The sequence below is a fragment of the Neobacillus sp. WH10 genome (genome assembly GCF_030123405.1).
GTDB lineage: Bacteria > Bacillota > Bacilli > Bacillales > Cytobacillaceae > Neobacillus.
This window is the reverse complement of record NZ_CP126110.1, coordinates 488,713-506,977: the sequence shown is the minus strand read 5'-3', so window position 1 is coordinate 506,977 and position 18,265 is coordinate 488,713. Positions and strand designations below refer to the sequence as shown.

Genomic DNA, 18,265 nt, shown 5'->3' with positions numbered 1-18,265 from the left:
TTGTGACCGAATCCTCAATTGTCCTTGAGTTTCGGTCACTAAGCACCTTACCCGTTCAACCCTAATCGATCAAAAATGGTATCTACATGCTGCAGATGATAGTGATAGTCAAAACAATCCGCTATTTCCTCAGGAGAAAGCAATGCGGTAATTTTTCCTTCCGCTTCAATCAGTCCACGGAATGGTACTTGTTTTTCCCACGCCTCCATCGTTTTTGGCTGCACCGTATCGTAAGCTTCTTCGCGCGACAAGCCTTTATCAATTAATGCCAGAAGAACACGCTGCGAATAGATTAGCCCTAAGGTGCGCTCCATGTTGCGCTTCATATTCTCCGGATAAACAGTCAAATTTTTAATAATGTTAGCAAAGCGATTTAGCATATAATTCAAAGCAATTGTCGCATCTGGTAAAATGATGCGTTCCGCTGATGAATGTGAGATATCACGTTCATGCCATAACGGAACATTCTCATAAGCCGTCATCATATAACCGCGAATCACGCGGGCCATGCCAGTCATATTTTCTGAGCCAATTGGATTCCGTTTATGCGGCATTGCTGATGACCCTTTTTGTCCTTTTGCAAAAAACTCTTCTACTTCACGTGTTTCACTCTTTTGCAGTCCACGAACCTCTACCGCAAATTTTTCAATCGAAGTAGCAATCAAAGCAATAGCTGACATGTAGTGAGCATGGCGGTCCCGCTGCAGTGTTTGCGTCGAGATTGGCGCCTGGCCAAGACCTAATTTTTCACAAACATACTGTTCAACAAATGGATTAATATTTGCATAGGTTCCAACAGCACCGGAAATTTTTCCAAACTCTACCCCCTGTGCCGCTTGCTTAAGACGCTCCAAGTTGCGTTTCATTTCTTCATACCAGAGTGCAAGCTTTAAGCCAAAAGTAGTTGGTTCCGCATGTACCCCGTGAGTTCGTCCCATCATCACAGTCATTTTGTGTTCAATTGCTTTATTTCTTAAAATCTCAATAAAGTTTTCCAAGTCTTTTAATAATATGGCATTAGCTTGCTTCAACACATAGGAAAGTGCCGTGTCCACAACATCCGTTGAAGTTAGTCCATAATGAACCCACTTCCGCTCTTCACCTAATGTTTCTGAAACCGCACGGGTAAAAGCAACCACATCGTGTCTTGTTTCTTCTTCAATTTCTTTAATACGATCAATATTAAACGAAGCATTTTCACGAAGCTTCTTAACATCTTCTTTCGGGATTTCCCCTAATTCTGCCCATGCTTCACATGCAAGGATTTCCACCTCAAGCCAGGCATTAAAGCGGTTCTCCTCTGTCCAGATAGCTCCCATTTCAGGTCTTGTGTAACGATCAATCATGTTTTATCCTCCGATCATTTCTTTTGCTGAACACCAGATGCTGCTTTCACCAATTTCCCTAAGAGCCTCATCTACGTTATCCTTCAAAATGGTAACATGCCCCATCTTCCTTTTCAATTTTGGCTCCTTTTTGCCGTATAAATGAACCTTCCAGCCTGTCATAGTCGGGATTTCCTTAAACAGGCCGTCAAGATGCTCTCCTAATAGATTGACCATAACTGCTGGTTTTAATAGCTCCGTGCTTCCTAATGGCCAATTACAGATAGCACGGATATGCTGTTCGAACTGTGACGTCCCACAGGCCTCGATTGAATAGTGACCTGAATTATGCGGTCTCGGAGCCAATTCATTTATATAAATCGTGCCATCGCTTGTCACAAACATCTCTACAGCGAGAGTCCCTACCAATCCAAGCGAATCAGCAATCTGCTTCGCCCTTTGAATGGCCATTTCCCCCAATTCTTCAGAGATACGGGCCGGAACAATCGTTGTATGCAAAATATTTTCTTCATGAATGTTTTCCGCTACTGGAAAAAAAGCCGTTTCCCCATCTAGCTTTCGCGTAACAATGACGGAAATTTCTTTTTCGAAAGGAATCCATTTTTCTAACACGCAGCTGCCATGCTTAAGAAGCGGATTTGCTTTAGATAAATCCTGCTTAGATTTAATCACAAGCTGTCCTTTGCCATCATAGCCGCCTCTTGCTGTTTTCAATACAGCTGGATAGCCAATCAATTCTATTTTTAAAAATAGCTCTTCTATACTGTTAATGACCTCATAACGAGCTACCTCTACTCCAGCTTGCTGGATGGCTGCTTTTTCACTGATTCGGTCTTGCGTTATCGTTAAAAGGTTTTTCCCCTGTGGAACATATGCCTTTTCACAAAGCCATCCTAATGTATCGGCATCGATATTCTCAAATTCATAAGTAATTACATCGCTCACCTCAGCTAATCTGCTGATTACTTCGCGGTCATTGTATGCGCCGATAATTTCAAAGTCAGCCACTTGTCCGCATGGAGAGTCTGCTGCCGGCTCTAAAACAGCGATTCGAAAGCCCTGTGCTTTAGCAGATAATGCCATCATTCTGCCGAGCTGCCCGCCGCCGATAATGCCAATGGTCGCTCCAGGTAAAATCGTTTTGTTATGCAAGTTGATCACTACTTTCTAGTACCTCTAGTTTAATAGTTTCTCTTCTAGCTTCTAATTTATCTGCGAGTGCAGTGTCTTCCGTTGCTAATATTTGAGCAGCGAGTAGTCCTGCATTCACCGCACCAGCTTTACCAATCGTAACCGTTGCAACCGGAACACCGCCTGGCATTTGCACAATCGATAGCAAGGAGTCTAATCCATTTAATGCTTGTGATTGAACAGGAACACCGATTACCGGCAACGTCGTTTTTGCTGCGACCATCCCGGGAAGATGTGCAGCACCGCCCGCTCCAGCAATAATAACCTTTAAGCCTCTTTCTCTAGCTTCTTTTGCATATGAAAACATTAAATCAGGTGTACGATGGGCAGAAACAACCTTTTTTTCATAGGCGATTTCGAACTGATTGAGAACTGTACAAGCATGTTTCATCGTTTCCCAGTCTGACTTGCTCCCCATGATGACTCCGACAAGATTTCCCATCCTTAATCCTCCTTTTTTAACCAAATAAAATACCCGAAACAAATAGCATCTCAATCAAGAGAAAGCCATTTGTCCGGGCATACATAATTAAGGTCAACAAACAGGAAGCCTTCGCCCCTTATTGTGCCGAACATATTGACTTTCCCTCATAGTCCAATAATTTACGGTTATTGGGTAGAAACTTATGGGCCATATTCCCATGGATATACGAGGGTAAAGATAATTGGTTTAATCAACTAGCTTAATCATACCAATTCAGCCATTTAGATGTCAACAAATATATCGAACATTATTTTAAAACAGCACTATAATGTTCGTGTTTTAGTCGATTAATTTCGCTTCAAAGACGATTTGGCGACCGATTGGCTCATAAATCGTTTCATTACCTTTTTTTACTTCTTGAAAAATTGGCTTCTCTGTTCTGCGGACAGGAACATAACCTTGCTGTTTCATTCTATTTAAGCAGTCCTCAATACTTTCATTTTCCTGCACTTCAAATTGCAGTTTCTTTTTGCCCATAAAAATAATTTCCCTCTTTTCACTGATTTCAAAAACATATTCAAAATTAAACATCAGGATAATCGTATCCATTATTAAACTTGTTTCAACACAAGAGCGCTTCTTTTATATTATGCTTCCTACACTTTATCACAAATGCTTATTAATTCCTGATGATTTTTAATCAATTGTACAAAATAAATATACATATACATTCTTTAAAGTTAAAGGAGCGATTTTTTGCTAAAAAAAGTATTTCTTCCTTTTTTTCTTCTGGCAAGTATTGTTTTAATCCCATTCACTGCTTACGCAGATATCCCCATTGACTCTCAAAAAGCAGCATTTATTCGTAACGATAATTTGTGGATGAAAATTGGAAAAGAAGAAAAAATGCTTACCAATGGTGAATTCATAAGATATCCAAAGTGGTCTCATGACGGGAACTGGATTGCCTACCTAAAAGGAAAAAGAGAAATTGGAAACTACCTCAATAATGGTGAACTATGGGTATACAATATTAGAATGAACAAACACGTTATAATCAAACCCAATGTAAACAATAATTTCCAATGGTCCTCTCAACAAAATAAACTTGCTTTTCTCGTTAAGACCGATTTATTTGTTGTTAATACTGAACCATCAAATCTATTTCTTGTTAATCAACTCGCAGCCAAAGTTGAAAACTTTTCATGGTTCCCGAATGGGAGAGACCTATTTATTTCCACTAAGAAAAGCCAGAGACTTCACACTGATATCCACTTATCAAAACTATCTTTTGAAACAAGCCAGAAAAAGCCTGTAACAAAGCAAATGTATACCATACCTGTTGGGGAAAATGAATACTATGTAAGCACCAGCCAGTTTAAATGGTCCCACGACAGTATGTGGATCAGCTTTTTATTAATTCCAACGGCATCGATGTCTGCAGACAGTAATACTCTATGTATACTTTCTCAGAATGGACAGGTTTTTCAAAGGATGGATGAAATGCTAAATGATGAGGAATGGTTTCAATGGGCCCCAACCAAGAATATTCTCGGTTACATAAAGGGGTTTGGCAGAGAAGCTATGAAAAATAAACAATTAATGACGGTACATATACCATCCTTTCACAAAAAACTATTAACTCCCCAGGATTACGCTGATCGAGATTTTATTTGGAAAAATAATCATAAACTATACGTTTCACGTTCTATAGAAAGTGAATTGGTTGAAGTCAATGAACGACCGCTGCCAAGTATATTTAAAATTACGAATAAGCAAAAGCAAGTTACCTTCCCTGCAAAAAATGAAGGCGATTTTGTTCCGCAAAATTATCGTAATCAGCTAATTTGGATTAGAACAGATCGTGAGAAAGCCAATATTTTCGTGTCACCTATTCATACTAAGGTGGAAAAGCAATGGATTAAAGACTTCACATTACCAAGCTGGTACTATGAAAAATGGAATTGGGAGGAGGTTTTTAGTTTATATAAAGACCAATCATCTTGAAATTACCTTTAAAGAACACAAAAAGACAACCTAATTCAGGTTGTCTTTCATTTGCCTGGCAACGTCCTACTCTCACAGGGACAAAGTCCCAACTACCATCGGCGCTGAGAAGCTTAACTTCCGTGTTCGGTATGGGAACGGGTGTGACCTTCTCGCCATTATTGCCAGACTATTTTTGCTTGAGGTTTCATTCCCTCAAAACTAGATAATGCAGAAGAAGTGTTGTAAAAACGAGTTCGCTTTAAAACTTGGTTAAGTCCTCGATCGATTAGTATCAGTCAGCTCCACATGTCGCCATGCTTCCACCTCTGACCTATCAACCTGATCATCTTTCAGGGATCTTACTAGCTTGACGCTATGGGAAATCTCATCTTGAGGGGGGCTTCATGCTTAGATGCTTTCAGCACTTATCCCGTCCGCACATAGCTACCCAGCGATGCCTTTGGCAAGACAACTGGTACACCAGCGGTGCGTCCATCCCGGTCCTCTCGTACTAAGGACAGCTCCTCTCAAATTTCCTGCGCCCACGACGGATAGGGACCGAACTGTCTCACGACGTTCTGAACCCAGCTCGCGTACCGCTTTAATGGGCGAACAGCCCAACCCTTGGGACCGACTACAGCCCCAGGATGCGATGAGCCGACATCGAGGTGCCAAACCTCCCCGTCGATGTGGACTCTTGGGGGAGATAAGCCTGTTATCCCCGGGGTAGCTTTTATCCGTTGAGCGATGGCCCTTCCATGCGGAACCACCGGATCACTAAGCCCGACTTTCGTCCCTGCTCGACTTGTAGGTCTCGCAGTCAAGCTCCCTTGTGCCTTTACACTCTACGAATGATTTCCAACCATTCTGAGGGAACCTTTGGGCGCCTCCGTTACTCTTTAGGAGGCGACCGCCCCAGTCAAACTGCCCACCTGACACTGTCTCCCACCCCGATAAGGGGTGCGGGTTAGAATTTCAATACAGCCAGGGTAGTATCCCACCGACGCCTCCACCGAAGCTAGCGCTCCGGTTTCTACGGCTCCTACCTATCCTGTACAAGCTGTACCAAAATTCAATATCAGGCTACAGTAAAGCTCCACGGGGTCTTTCCGTCCTGTCGCGGGTAACCTGCATCTTCACAGGTACTATAATTTCACCGAGTCTCTCGTTGAGACAGTGCCCAGATCGTTACGCCTTTCGTGCGGGTCGGAACTTACCCGACAAGGAATTTCGCTACCTTAGGACCGTTATAGTTACGGCCGCCGTTTACTGGGGCTTCGATTCAGAGCTTCGCTTGCGCTAACCCCTCCTCTTAACCTTCCAGCACCGGGCAGGCGTCAGCCCCTATACTTCGCCTTGCGGCTTCGCAGAGACCTGTGTTTTTGCTAAACAGTCGCCTGGGCCTATTCACTGCGGCTCTTCGAGGCTATGAACCCCAAAGAGCACCCCTTCTCCCGAAGTTACGGGGTCATTTTGCCGAGTTCCTTAACGAGAGTTCTCTCGCTCACCTTAGGATTCTCTCCTCGCCTACCTGTGTCGGTTTGCGGTACGGGCACCTTTTATCTCGCTAGAGGCTTTTCTTGGCAGTGTGGAATCAGGAACTTCGGTACTATATTTCCCTCGCTGTCACAGCTCAGCCTTTGCGGTAAGCGGATTTTCCTACTTACCAGCCTAACTGCTTAGACGCGCATATCCAACAGCGCGCTTACCCTATCCTCCTGCGTCCCCCCATCACTCAAACGATAAAGAGGTGGTACAGGAATATCAACCTGTTGTCCATCGCCTACGCCTTTCGGCCTCGGCTTAGGTCCCGACTAACCCTGAGCGGACGAGCCTTCCTCAGGAAACCTTAGGCATACGGTGGATGAGATTCTCACTCATCTTTCGCTACTCATACCGGCATTCTCACTTCTAAGCGCTCCACCAGTCCTTACGGTCTAGCTTCAACGCCCTTAGAACGCTCTCCTACCACTGACACCTACGGTGTCAATCCACAGCTTCGGTGATACGTTTAGCCCCGGTACATTTTCGGCGCAGAGTCACTCGACCAGTGAGCTATTACGCACTCTTTAAATGGTGGCTGCTTCTAAGCCAACATCCTGGTTGTCTAAGCAACTCCACATCCTTTTCCACTTAACGTATACTTTGGGACCTTAGCTGGTGGTCTGGGCTGTTTCCCTTTTGACTACGGATCTTATCACTCGCAGTCTGACTCCCACGGATAAGTCTTTGGCATTCGGAGTTTGTCTGAATTCGGTAACCCGATGAGGGCCCCTAGTCCAAACAGTGCTCTACCTCCAAGACTCTAACTACGTGAGGCTAGCCCTAAAGCTATTTCGGAGAGAACCAGCTATCTCCAAGTTCGATTGGAATTTCTCCGCTACCCACACCTCATCCCCGCACTTTTCAACGTGCGTGGGTTCGGGCCTCCATCCAGTGTTACCTGGACTTCACCCTGGACATGGGTAGATCACCTGGTTTCGGGTCTACGACCACATACTCATTCGCCCTATTCAGACTCGCTTTCGCTGCGGCTCCGTCTCTTCAACTTAACCTTGCATGTAATCGTAACTCGCCGGTTCATTCTACAAAAGGCACGCTATCACCCATAAACGGGCTCTAACTACTTGTAGGCACACGGTTTCAGGAACTATTTCACTCCCCTTCCGGGGTGCTTTTCACCTTTCCCTCACGGTACTGGTTCACTATCGGTCACTAGGGAGTATTTAGCCTTGGGAGATGGTCCTCCCTGCTTCCGACCGGATTTCACGTGTCCGGCCGTACTCAGGATCCACTCAGGAGGGAACGAAGTTTCAACTACAGGGCTTTTACCTTCTATGACGGACCTTTCCAGGTCGCTTCATTTACCCCGTTCCTTTGTAACTCCATGTAGAGTGTCCTACAACCCCAAGAGGCAAGCCTCTTGGTTTGGGCTATGTCCCGTTTCGCTCGCCGCTACTCAGGGAATCGCGTTTGCTTTCTCTTCCTCCGGGTACTTAGATGTTTCAGTTCCCCGGGTATGCCTTCAATACCCTATGTATTCAGGTAAAGATACTGTTCCATTACGAACAGTGGGTTCCCCCATTCGGAAATCTCCGGATCAAAGCTTACTTACAGCTCCCCGAAGCATATCGGTGTTAGTCCCGTCCTTCATCGGCTCCTAGTGCCAAGGCATTCACCGTGCGCCCTTTCTAACTTAACCTAAAAGGTTTTACTCTAATTAAATAGAGAGAAAAACTAAAATGGCGATTACTCGATGTTTACTTTGCTTCTTCTTACGATTATCTAGTTTTCAAAGAACGATTAAAAAAAGCTTTGAGAGAAAATTGCTCCCTCAAAACTAAACAAACAGAAAACAATCAAACAAACTATTTTGTCTGGCTCATATGTCCAGCTTATATCCTTAGAAAGGAGGTGATCCAGCCGCACCTTCCGATACGGCTACCTTGTTACGACTTCACCCCAATCATCTGTCCCACCTTAGGCGGCTGGCTCCTTACGGTTACCCCACCGACTTCGGGTGTTACAAACTCTCGTGGTGTGACGGGCGGTGTGTACAAGGCCCGGGAACGTATTCACCGCGGCATGCTGATCCGCGATTACTAGCGATTCCGGCTTCATGTAGGCGAGTTGCAGCCTACAATCCGAACTGAGAATGGTTTTATGGGATTGGCTAGACCTTGCGGTTTCGCAGCCCTTTGTACCATCCATTGTAGCACGTGTGTAGCCCAGGTCATAAGGGGCATGATGATTTGACGTCATCCCCACCTTCCTCCGGTTTGTCACCGGCAGTCACCTTAGAGTGCCCAACTGAATGCTGGCAACTAAGATCAAGGGTTGCGCTCGTTGCGGGACTTAACCCAACATCTCACGACACGAGCTGACGACAACCATGCACCACCTGTCACTCTGTCCCCCGAAGGGGAACGTCCTATCTCTAGGATTGTCAGAGGATGTCAAGACCTGGTAAGGTTCTTCGCGTTGCTTCGAATTAAACCACATGCTCCACCGCTTGTGCGGGCCCCCGTCAATTCCTTTGAGTTTCAGCCTTGCGGCCGTACTCCCCAGGCGGAGTGCTTAATGCGTTAGCTGCAGCACTAAAGGGCGGAAACCCTCTAACACTTAGCACTCATCGTTTACGGCGTGGACTACCAGGGTATCTAATCCTGTTTGCTCCCCACGCTTTCGCGCCTCAGCGTCAGTTACAGACCAGAAAGCCGCCTTCGCCACTGGTGTTCCTCCACATCTCTACGCATTTCACCGCTACACGTGGAATTCCGCTTTCCTCTTCTGCACTCAAGTCCCCCAGTTTCCAATGACCCTCCACGGTTGAGCCGTGGGCTTTCACATCAGACTTAAAGGACCGCCTGCGCGCGCTTTACGCCCAATAATTCCGGACAACGCTTGCCACCTACGTATTACCGCGGCTGCTGGCACGTAGTTAGCCGTGGCTTTCTGGTTAGGTACCGTCAAGGTACCGGCAGTTACTCCGATACTTGTTCTTCCCTAACAACAGAGCTTTACGACCCGAAGGCCTTCATCACTCACGCGGCGTTGCTCCATCAGACTTTCGTCCATTGTGGAAGATTCCCTACTGCTGCCTCCCGTAGGAGTCTGGGCCGTGTCTCAGTCCCAGTGTGGCCGATCACCCTCTCAGGTCGGCTACGCATCGTCGCCTTGGTGAGCCGTTACCTCACCAACTAGCTAATGCGCCGCGGGCCCATCTGTAAGTGTCAGCCGAAACCGACTTTCAGCTTTTCCTCATGTGAGGAAAAGGATTATCCGGTATTAGCTCCGGTTTCCCGAAGTTATCCCAGTCTTACAGGCAGGTTGCCCACGTGTTACTCACCCGTCCGCCGCTAACCAACAGGAGCAAGCTCCTATTGGTTCGCTCGACTTGCATGTATTAGGCACGCCGCCAGCGTTCGTCCTGAGCCAGGATCAAACTCTCCAAGAAAGTTGATTAGCTCATAAAATAAAACGTTGGCTTAGTTTCGATAAGAAACTAATATTATTGTTTGTTGACGTTTTTGTTTGTTTAGTTTTCAAAGAACAATTTATTACTTCGTTAAGAAGCAACTTTATTACTTTATCATGTCGTTCATAATAAGTCAACAGTTTTTTTAAATGTTATCAACATCTTCAAATTGCTAACTCGTCATTAACGACTGCTTTAATATAATAACACCATGAATATACAACGTCAACAACAAATTTGAACTTTTTTATTCTTTTTTCAATCGAATAAGAAAAAGCTAACCAAACTGGTCTTACCCCTGTCAAGTAGACAACATAAAAAAGCTAAGCTGCCAACGCGTGTCGATATTCAATCGGCGCGCGTTGTTTTAGTTTCTTTTGAATACGTTTGTAATTGTAATGATAAATATAATCCTCAATCGCTTGTCGTATCTCCACTTCTGATTTACACTGTTCAATATACAACTTCTCTGTTTTGAGATGCGAAAAGAAGGATTCAATGCAAGCATTATCCAGGCAGTTTCCTTTGCGAGAGTGGCTGCCCTTAATGCTGTATGCTTCTAATCGATTGTTGTATCCCTTAGACGTATACTGAAAGCCTTGATCCGAATGGAGAACAGCTTCAGCTACGTCTTTTTTCTTTGTCCATATTTCTACTGTATTCAAAACAAGTTCAAGGTCGTTTCGTTTCGAAAGTTCCCATGACACAATCTCATTATTAAATAGATCTTGAATTACCGATAGGTAATAGAATTGCTTACCATCTGAGACATATGTTATATCCGTTACCATTTTTTGATTAGGTCCTGTTGCCTTAAATTTTCTCTTTAGGCGATTCGGATGGATTACGGATGGAGTATGACCATGGCGCTTTCTTTTCTTTCGGATGACAGACTGGATGTTCATTTCTTTCATCAATCGGTACACCTTTTTATGATTAATCTTATAATCATTTTCCTTTAACAAATAGGTCATACGAGGGCAGCCAACTTCGGGATGAAGTATATGAATGCCCATCATGTGTTCACATATATCTTGGTCTTGTTTTGTTCTTTCATCGCGTTTAAATTGAGTGGACCTCCATTTATAGTAGCTTGCTCTTTTAATATAAGCGATTTCCAATAACCATGTGATTGGATAGACATCCCTTAATCCTTCTATGATTTCATACTTGCTCTGTTGGGGGATTTCTCCTCCTTTACTAGATTTGGATACTGCTTTTTTAAATAATCCACCTGTGCCTTTAGGTAATCTCTTTCTTCTTCTACTGACTTAAAATTAGTACAAGGTCGACCTTTTAATGGATTAGACACTCCACTTCGTTCTTCAAATTTCTCTCCCTTTTCCCACTTCTTTACCCACACTTTTAGTTGAGTACAGTTTAAAATTCCTAACTCATCCGCCAATACTTTATAACTTTTAGATCCTTTTACATATTTCATTACAGCATTTAATTTAAATTCATTTGTATACCTTTGAAATTGTTGTCCTTTTTTAGCCATAGAAATATCCCCTCCAAGTATTAGTGTAACACCCACGCTATACACATGGGTTTTTTACACTGTCTACTTAAAGGGGATAATATCAAACGGCCAGCTTTTTCTTTTTCCAGCTGCAATGACTAGGGGCTCGAAGGAACCTAATCTCCGGCTTCGCTCCGCGTGCCAGTCGACAATTCTCCCTTTACCGCCCCTATTAAAGGCACTTCCGCTTTCCTTTTTATTTTGTAATCGTAACAATTCCTTCTTGTTTCAAGTCCACAAGACCTGATTTTTCAATTACGACCTTTTCGCCTTCCGCTAAATTCGTAAAGACAATTGGTGTAATTGTAGATGTTGCATTTGCTTTCACATAATCTAAATCAACTTTTAATAATGGTTGTCCTTTTTCAATGCGATCATTTTCTGAAACTAATGTTTCAAAGCCTTCGCCTTTTAGTTTAACCGTATCAATACCAACGTGGATTAGAATTTCACGGCCGCTATCAGATAAGATACCAATCGCATGTTTGGTTGGGAATAGGTTGACGATTTTTCCGTTAACAGGTGATACCACCGTACCATCTTCCGGCACAATCGCAAAACCATCACCCATCATTTTGCCGGCAAATACTTGATCCGGGACTTCCGTAATTGGCTTGATTTCACCTTTTAACGGTGCTACAAAGATCTCATCGCTTTTGCGTTCTGTTTGCAATGCTTCTGGATTTATTTCTTCAATCTGTTGTTCAACACCTTTTTCCGGTGCATTAACAGCGGTTGTACGTGGACGCTTTCCTTCCATTATATCCTTCATTTGACCTTTAATCGTTTCAGAACGCGGTCCAAAGATTGCTTGAATGTTGTTACCTACTTCAAGCACACCTGCGGCACCTAGTTTTTTCAATTGGTCTTTATCAACATTTTTAATATCATTAACAGAGACACGTAGACGAGTGATACATGCATCTAAGTGTGCAATATTTTCCTTACCGCCCATGGCATCTAAAATGTTACCAGCTAAATCGCCAGAATTTGCTTTACCTGTTGGTGCCTGATTTTCTTCTTCTTCTAACTCACGACCAGGTGTTTTTAAATTAAACTTACGGATCGCAAAGCGGAAGCCGAAATAATATATAACTGCAAAGACAAGTCCGACTGGGATGACAATCCACGCATGTGTTTGCGGGTTGATTAAACCAAATAGTACATAGTCAATTAATCCACCGGAGAATGTCATCCCGATTTTTACATCCAATAAATGCATAACCATAAATGATAATCCAGCAAAGATTGCATGAATACCAAATAAAAGTGGTGCAACGAATAAGAATGAGAATTCAATTGGTTCTGTAATACCAGTTAAGAATGAAGTCAGAGCAGCCGACGCCATTAACCCGCCGACAACCACTTTCTTTTCAGGTCTTGCTTCATGATAAATCGCAAGGGCTGCAGCTGGTAAACCAAACATCATGAATGGGAACTTACCCGTCATAAACGTTCCTGCAGTAAGATTTTGAACATGGTCTGAAATCTGTGCCATAAAAATATGTTGATCACCATGGATAACCTGACCAGCACTATTTGTATAGCTGCCAAACTCAAACCAGAATGGTGCATAGAAAATATGATGTAATCCAAATGGAATTAACGAACGTTCAATGACCCCGAAAACAAACGCGGAAAGAGTTAGGTTTGCATTTACCATGTTGTTTGAGAATGCGTTTAGGCCAGACTGGATTGGCGGCCAAATAACAATCATGATTAGACCTACCAATATAGCGGTTCCTGCAGTAATAATTGGAACAAAACGTTTTCCAGCAAAGAATCCTAAATAAGATGGTAATTCAATTTCAAAGAACTTATTGTACAAGGACGCGGCAATAATACCAACGATAATCCCGCCAAACACTCCTGTTTGAAGAGTCGGAATCCCTAGGACACTCACATAACTTGTACCATTAATATCCTTCGCATCAATTCCTAAAACAGTACCCATTGTGACATTCATAATTAAGTAACCAATGATTGCTGCTAGTCCTGCCGTACCTTCTCCACCTGCTAATCCTACAGCAACACCGACCGCAAACAAGAGCGGAAGGTTACCAAAGACGATATCACCAGCATTTTTCATAACAGAAGCTACCATATCGACAGCGCTGTTATCTAAAAATGGCGCCAAGTCTAATAGAGCCGGGTTTTTAAGCGCTGCACCTAAAGCAAGCAAAATTCCTGCTGCCGGTAAAAGTGCGACCGGCAACATTAATGCTTTACCGACTTTTTGCAGTACGCCAAACGCTTTCTTAAACATAATTGTTCCCCCTAATATTTTTTATTCAGCCCATTAAGCGTTTACATTGTTGGTAAAAAATCCAACAAAAAAGGCATGAGTAAAAGTTCAATTAAAAGAAGTTATGGGTATAGATTACCCCTAAAACTTCATTTCAATTAATCCTTTTTACTCATGCCTGATCGTATCAGTAACACGTAAAGATAATTGCTATTTAAATTTGTTTTGAAGTCTTTGTAGATGCATCGTTAGATAAACGGCTTCTGCATCAAAGACCTTCTTTTTTAATGATTGCTGCATCACTTTAATGAGCTTCCACGAGAGATTATAGCATACTGGATACTCCTCTTTCAAGAGGGAAGCAATTTTTTCTGGTTCGTCTACCTTCTCGCCTTTCATCACACGATCGATAGCAAAGCGAAGATGTCGAACGAGCCTCATATAATCGATGCCTTCTTTATCAATCTCTATTTCAAACTGTTCCTCAACCATTTCAACAAGTTTGCCTACTAGCTGCGAATGTTGATTCACATCAGATAGATTTTTATTCGTGATCGCACTATGGATGTGCAGGGCAATAAATCCAATCTCGCCAACAGGTAAGCCAATCCCTGTCTTTTCTTTAATGTGCTGAACGACTTCAGCTGCCACTTCATACTCATGACGGTATAGTGTCTTTGTCTCAACGAGAAACGGGTTTCTCATTTCCATACCTTGCGAGACTCGGGTTAATGCAAACATAAGATGGTCTGTTAACGCCACATGAATATGTTCATTTAAAACAGAATGTGTCCGTTGCTTAATTAGATCAATGGCGGAAATAATGACTTCTAAAAAATCATTATCGATAAATGGAAGCAGTTTAATATAATTTTCTTGTTCTTTTTCATTTTTTAGAACAAAAAGCTTTTCTACCGCATCCGTATCGATATAGTCCCCTCGTTTTCGATTGAACCCAATGCCTTTTCCAATTAAAACAACTTCTTCATAGGAAGGGTGTTCAGCGATTAATACATTGTTATTTAACACTTTATCAATTAATAAATTTGCCAACCCTATCCCCCATTCCTATCTTTTTAACAAAGATATTTTCATGTTATAAGAGGTGAGACAGGAAGTCAACGATAAGGTGAAATTTCCATAAGTGGGGGTATCCCTTCAATCCCCACTTATGGTCACCAATCGGGCTTTTACGGGCAGTTTCCCCATACTAATTTCAATTTAATTTCATTTAGGTCATGAAGCGGGGTCTTACTGCCCGTTAATGCGGGACAAAGTTCAACACTTTTCGAAAAGATGTTTGGTAAATTATTCAAATTTAATCCCTCTTAAACCAACGAAAAAGAACAGAGCGGTAAATCCAAGAAGCGCAACAGTATCCTTAACTAAGGTGCCTACGTGCAGGCTGCTGCTTATGATTTCTTTAAAACCCGACATCGCCCATGTTTGCGGTACACCCAATGCAATTTTCTGCATGATATCCGGTACCACATCAATCGGCCAATAGACACCTCCGAGCATGCAAGTGCTGACGATCAAAACCGAACTGATCGCAGAGGCCTGCTGCTTTGTCTTGACGAGTCCGGCAATCATAAGACCAAAGCCTACTACACACAGAATGACAAGTGAGGCAAAAGGGATAAAATAAGTCAGCCTTCCCCAACTTGTATCAAACATCACATTCATGGCGGCCATTAGTACCGCCAACTGAATCCAGCCCATGAAAAAGTAAGCTAAAAAATAGCCTAGACTAATTTGAAGTTTACTGGCAGGAGAAACAATCAACCTTCCCCAAGTACCTTCAATTCGCTCTCCAAGTATCGCGGATGCCGCCCCGGAAAGACCAAACATCATAAACATGATGGCAAATCCTACAAACATTAAATTGAGTTCTACTGAATTATTTGTATCTTTTTGAATAATTTGCTTATCGATTGTCACACCTTTATTCGTCGCGATCGCTTCCAGCACCTTAGAAAAAGCACCTTCTTCTAGGTTCGAAGCAGCCTGATAAGAACGGAGAACAAGCCCTGCAGTTCCCTCTAAATGGGTTGATAATGCAAGATAATTCTCGGTTTTCCGTTGTACGATAATGTCAAATATAGGTTTCTTTTCTGTGATTCTTTGACCGATTTCATCCGGTATCACCACAGCCGCAACAGCATCCTGAGCAGAGACATTTTTTTCAGCCTGTTTTCGTGATACCTTTTTCCAGTCAAAATGAGTGTCCTGCTTTAAAAGGTCCAAAATCTCCGTACTAACCTCAGAATCATTGAGAACTACATTAACAATTGGTTTGTTCTGATCAGAGCCCACCGAAATGCCTCCGAAAATCCAACTAAAAACTGCCGGCATAACAAACATAAGTACCAATACTCCTGGGGATGTAAAAAACTCCTTTAAACGAAGCATGACAATTGTCCAGATTTTACGCATATTTACCTCTCCTTTCTATTGAAAGGCGAGTTAATCCAATTGCAAAAAAGAGCACACCTAAGCCCATTGATGCAGCAATGGCCGGCAGAATCTTAGAAAGTGATGCACCGGACATTAAATCTAAATATGTTTGCAAGGCAAGCCCATTTGGTAAGAATTTTGTAGTGGAAACGAGCCAATCAGGAAATACATAAAGCGGAGCCATACTTCCACCTAAGGCAGCCATGATTTGAGTTCCAAACATTCCGGCAACATTAAACGATTCTTCCTTTTTGATAAGTGAGCCCGCTAAAACACCAAGTCCGCTGGCATTCACAACAAATGCAATCGTCATGATCACAATCCCGGAAATGGAAGGGCCCCAATCAACCCCAAAAATGAGCTTTGTGCCTGAAATGATAATAAAAGCTTGTGTCAAACAAATAATGATTAATCCAAGCATTTTTCCGAGAAGATAATTTGGATAAGTTAAATTTGTAAGCAGCAGACGTTGAAACACATCCTGTTCTTTTTCGAGGATCATGGTGGATACACCTTGGACGACTGTCATCAATAAAAACATTACAGACATTGCGGCGGCGTAATATTGAAAAGAACTAACAATCTTGGTTTTAGCATCGATGGAGGTTTCTTTTAATAGCGGTTTCTTACCATAGTCTTCTTGCACGATCCCGATTGGATTTCCCGCTTGTACAGGCTGGGCCATTTGCGCTGCTACAGCTTCAATAGGGACAGAGCGCGAAAACTGCTCAATCACGGTTTGAACGATGGTTGTATTAATATTGGTGTCAGGCACCGATAAAAGTTTTACTTTTGTTCCTTTGCCGGTCATTAGTGATTGGGTGAAGTCCTTTTCGATGACTATACCGACTGTCAGCTTGTGGTCTTTGATTTTTTTGTATAATTCATCTTCTTGGTAGTATTTCACTTGAACTTGTTTGGATAAACTTTTTGAAAGAACCTCTTCCGTTAATACTTTACTGAGCTGGCCTTGATCTAAATTAACAACCCCAAGCGTAAATTTTTTAATTGTTATATCTTCATCTTCCTTCATGATATTCCCAAAAGCTGAGCCTAAAATAGCAATTAACAGAAGCGGCATCAGAATTAGGGTTAAAAAAGCCTTTTTATCACGCGCGACAAGTAATAAATCCTTCCATGCAAGCCACCAAAATTTCATCGTCTCCGCCCCCTAATCCCTTAGATTACGTCCGGTCAAATGCAAAAAGACACTCTCGAGGTTCGGTTCCACGATGTCCACCGAAGTTATCTTTGTGCCTGTTTTTGTCATCGACTGAATGAAATCACTTAATATCAATTGCGGTTCTGTATGAAATACCATTACTTGATGGTCTTGAATTTGAATATCCTTATTCGAAAAAATTCCTGATAACGTCTGGGTTATTCTCTCCACATTAGCGGTTTCTTTATCAATGGTTAAGATGATTCGCGAATGATTACCAATTGTTTCTCTTAGCTCACTTAAGGTACCGGAAGCAATCAATTCACCATGGTCAACAATACCAACCCGTTCACAAAGGTATTCGACTTCCTCCATATAATGACTCGTATAAATGATCGTCATCCCTTCACTGTTTAAGCGCTTAACTGTTTCTAAGATATGATTTCTCGATTGCGGATCGATGCCCACTGTCGGCTCATCCATAATTAACAATTCCGGTCTATGTAAAATCGCTGCACCGATATTGACACGCCGCTTCATCCCCCCGGAAAAGGTCTCTATCTTATCCTTCGCCCTTTCAGTTAAACCGATAATCTCAAGCACTTGATCTACACTTTTTTCCAGCTCATTGCCAGATAAATCGTACATTCTTCCCCAAAACTTTAAATTTTCCCGTGCTGACATGGCTTGATAGAGCGCAATCTCCTGGGGGACAACCCCAATCCATTTTTGTGCTTGCTTCGGGTATTTAATTACGTCGATGTTTTTAATCCGTATTTCACCAGAAGTTGGCGCAAACAACCCGGTAATCATATTAATCGTCGTTGACTTTCCCGCTCCGTTTGGACCAAGCAGCCCGAATGATTCTCCTTTTTCCACTGTAAATGATACGCCCTTAACAGCCTCCAAGCTTCCAAAGCTTTTTCGCAAATCCTGAACGGTTAGCATTTT

12 protein-coding genes, 3 rRNA genes and 1 riboswitch are annotated in these 18,265 nt (G+C 42.7%); of the genes, 1 reads left to right on the top strand and 14 read right to left on the bottom strand.

Going from position 1 to position 18,265, the window contains the following annotated elements:
- Positions 1-47: 47 nt before the first annotated feature.
- The 4 genes from purB to QNH20_RS02490 form a co-directional block, all read right to left on the bottom strand.
- A complete protein-coding gene (gene purB, locus QNH20_RS02505) occupies positions 48-1,346 on the bottom strand; it encodes an adenylosuccinate lyase (protein WP_283921356.1) in 1,299 nt (432 codons plus the stop codon).
- Positions 1,347-1,349: 3 nt separating this feature from the next.
- Complete coding sequence (gene purK, locus QNH20_RS02500) at positions 1,350-2,498, bottom strand: 5-(carboxyamino)imidazole ribonucleotide synthase (RefSeq protein ID WP_283923332.1); 1,149 nt, start codon at positions 2,496-2,498, stop codon at positions 1,350-1,352.
- A complete protein-coding gene (gene purE, locus QNH20_RS02495; RefSeq protein ID WP_283921355.1) occupies positions 2,491-2,979 on the bottom strand; it encodes a 5-(carboxyamino)imidazole ribonucleotide mutase in 489 nt (162 codons plus the stop codon). The genes purK and purE overlap by 8 nt, the downstream gene beginning before the upstream one ends.
- 129 nt (positions 2,980-3,108) lie before the next feature.
- A riboswitch (purine riboswitch) is annotated at positions 3,109-3,210 on the bottom strand.
- 90 nt (positions 3,211-3,300) lie between these two features.
- Complete coding sequence (locus tag QNH20_RS02490; RefSeq protein ID WP_283923331.1) at positions 3,301-3,498, bottom strand: NETI motif-containing protein; 198 nt, start codon at positions 3,496-3,498, stop codon at positions 3,301-3,303.
- A 219-nt stretch (positions 3,499-3,717) separates the two neighbouring features.
- On the opposite strand from QNH20_RS02490, the gene QNH20_RS02485 reads away from it, so the two are divergent.
- Positions 3,718-4,968: a TolB family protein gene (locus tag QNH20_RS02485; RefSeq protein WP_283921354.1), complete on the top strand. Its 1,251-nt coding sequence runs from the start codon at positions 3,718-3,720 to the stop codon at positions 4,966-4,968.
- Positions 4,969-5,021: 53 nt separating this feature from the next.
- Here the strand turns inward: QNH20_RS02485 and rrf are convergent.
- From rrf to QNH20_RS02440, 10 genes are all read right to left on the bottom strand, one after another.
- Positions 5,022-5,137: ribosomal RNA gene (gene rrf / locus QNH20_RS02480) — 5S ribosomal RNA — on the bottom strand.
- A gap of 79 nt (positions 5,138-5,216) precedes the next feature.
- A 23S ribosomal RNA gene (locus tag QNH20_RS02475) occupies positions 5,217-8,152 on the bottom strand.
- A 205-nt stretch (positions 8,153-8,357) separates the two neighbouring features.
- Positions 8,358-9,907: ribosomal RNA gene (locus tag QNH20_RS02470) — 16S ribosomal RNA — on the bottom strand.
- Together the 16S, 23S and 5S rRNA genes form the textbook arrangement of a ribosomal RNA operon.
- 344 nt (positions 9,908-10,251) lie before the next feature.
- Entirely contained in the window at positions 10,252-11,091 is an 840-nt protein-coding gene (locus QNH20_RS02465; RefSeq protein ID WP_481858086.1) for an IS3 family transposase, read from the bottom strand.
- Positions 11,085-11,429 (bottom strand): transposase, encoded by a 345-nt coding sequence (locus tag QNH20_RS27025; protein WP_481857984.1) that lies wholly within the window; start codon positions 11,427-11,429, stop codon positions 11,085-11,087. Before QNH20_RS27025 ends, QNH20_RS02465 begins: the two co-directional genes overlap by 7 nt.
- Before the next feature lie 217 nt (positions 11,430-11,646).
- On the bottom strand, positions 11,647-13,716 hold the full coding sequence (ptsG, locus tag QNH20_RS02460; protein ID WP_283921353.1) for a glucose-specific PTS transporter subunit IIBC: 2,070 nt from the start codon (positions 13,714-13,716) through the stop codon (positions 11,647-11,649).
- Positions 13,717-13,905: 189 nt separating this feature from the next.
- Entirely contained in the window at positions 13,906-14,748 is an 843-nt protein-coding gene (glcT, locus tag QNH20_RS02455) for a glucose PTS transporter transcription antiterminator GlcT (protein WP_283921352.1), read from the bottom strand.
- 255 nt (positions 14,749-15,003) lie between these two features.
- Positions 15,004-16,131 carry an ABC transporter permease gene (locus QNH20_RS02450; RefSeq protein ID WP_283921351.1) on the bottom strand — a complete coding sequence of 376 codons (1,128 nt, stop codon included), beginning with the start codon at positions 16,129-16,131 and terminating at the stop codon, positions 15,004-15,006.
- Positions 16,124-17,311, bottom strand: a complete 1,188-nt coding sequence (locus QNH20_RS02445; RefSeq protein WP_283921350.1) for an ABC transporter permease — start codon at positions 17,309-17,311, stop codon at positions 16,124-16,126. The genes QNH20_RS02450 and QNH20_RS02445 overlap by 8 nt, the downstream gene beginning before the upstream one ends.
- Positions 17,312-17,323: 12 nt before the next feature.
- Positions 17,324-18,262, bottom strand: coding sequence for an ABC transporter ATP-binding protein (locus tag QNH20_RS02440; RefSeq protein ID WP_283923330.1), 939 nt, complete (start codon positions 18,260-18,262; stop codon positions 17,324-17,326).
- Positions 18,263-18,265: the final 3 nt, after the last annotated feature.

Excerpts from the sequence above, each read along its gene's own strand:
- purB (WP_283921356.1), bottom strand. The coding sequence starts at position 1,346 with ATGATTGATCGTTACACAAGACCTGAAATGGGAGCTATCTGGACAGAG.
- purE (WP_283921355.1), bottom strand. The coding sequence starts at position 2,979 with ATGGGAAATCTTGTCGGAGTCATCATGGGGAGCAAGTCAGACTGGGAA.
- QNH20_RS02490 (WP_283923331.1), bottom strand. The coding sequence starts at position 3,498 with ATGGGCAAAAAGAAACTGCAATTTGAAGTGCAGGAAAATGAAAGTATT.
- QNH20_RS27025 (WP_481857984.1), bottom strand. The coding sequence starts at position 11,429 with ATGGCTAAAAAAGGACAACAATTTCAAAGGTATACAAATGAATTTAAA.
- ptsG (WP_283921353.1), bottom strand. The coding sequence starts at position 13,716 with ATGTTTAAGAAAGCGTTTGGCGTACTGCAAAAAGTCGGTAAAGCATTA.
- QNH20_RS02450 (WP_283921351.1), bottom strand. The coding sequence starts at position 16,131 with ATGCGTAAAATCTGGACAATTGTCATGCTTCGTTTAAAGGAGTTTTTT.
- QNH20_RS02445 (WP_283921350.1), bottom strand. The coding sequence starts at position 17,311 with ATGAAATTTTGGTGGCTTGCATGGAAGGATTTATTACTTGTCGCGCGT.
- QNH20_RS02440 (WP_283923330.1), bottom strand. The coding sequence starts at position 18,262 with ATGCTAACCGTTCAGGATTTGCGAAAAAGCTTTGGAAGCTTGGAGGCT.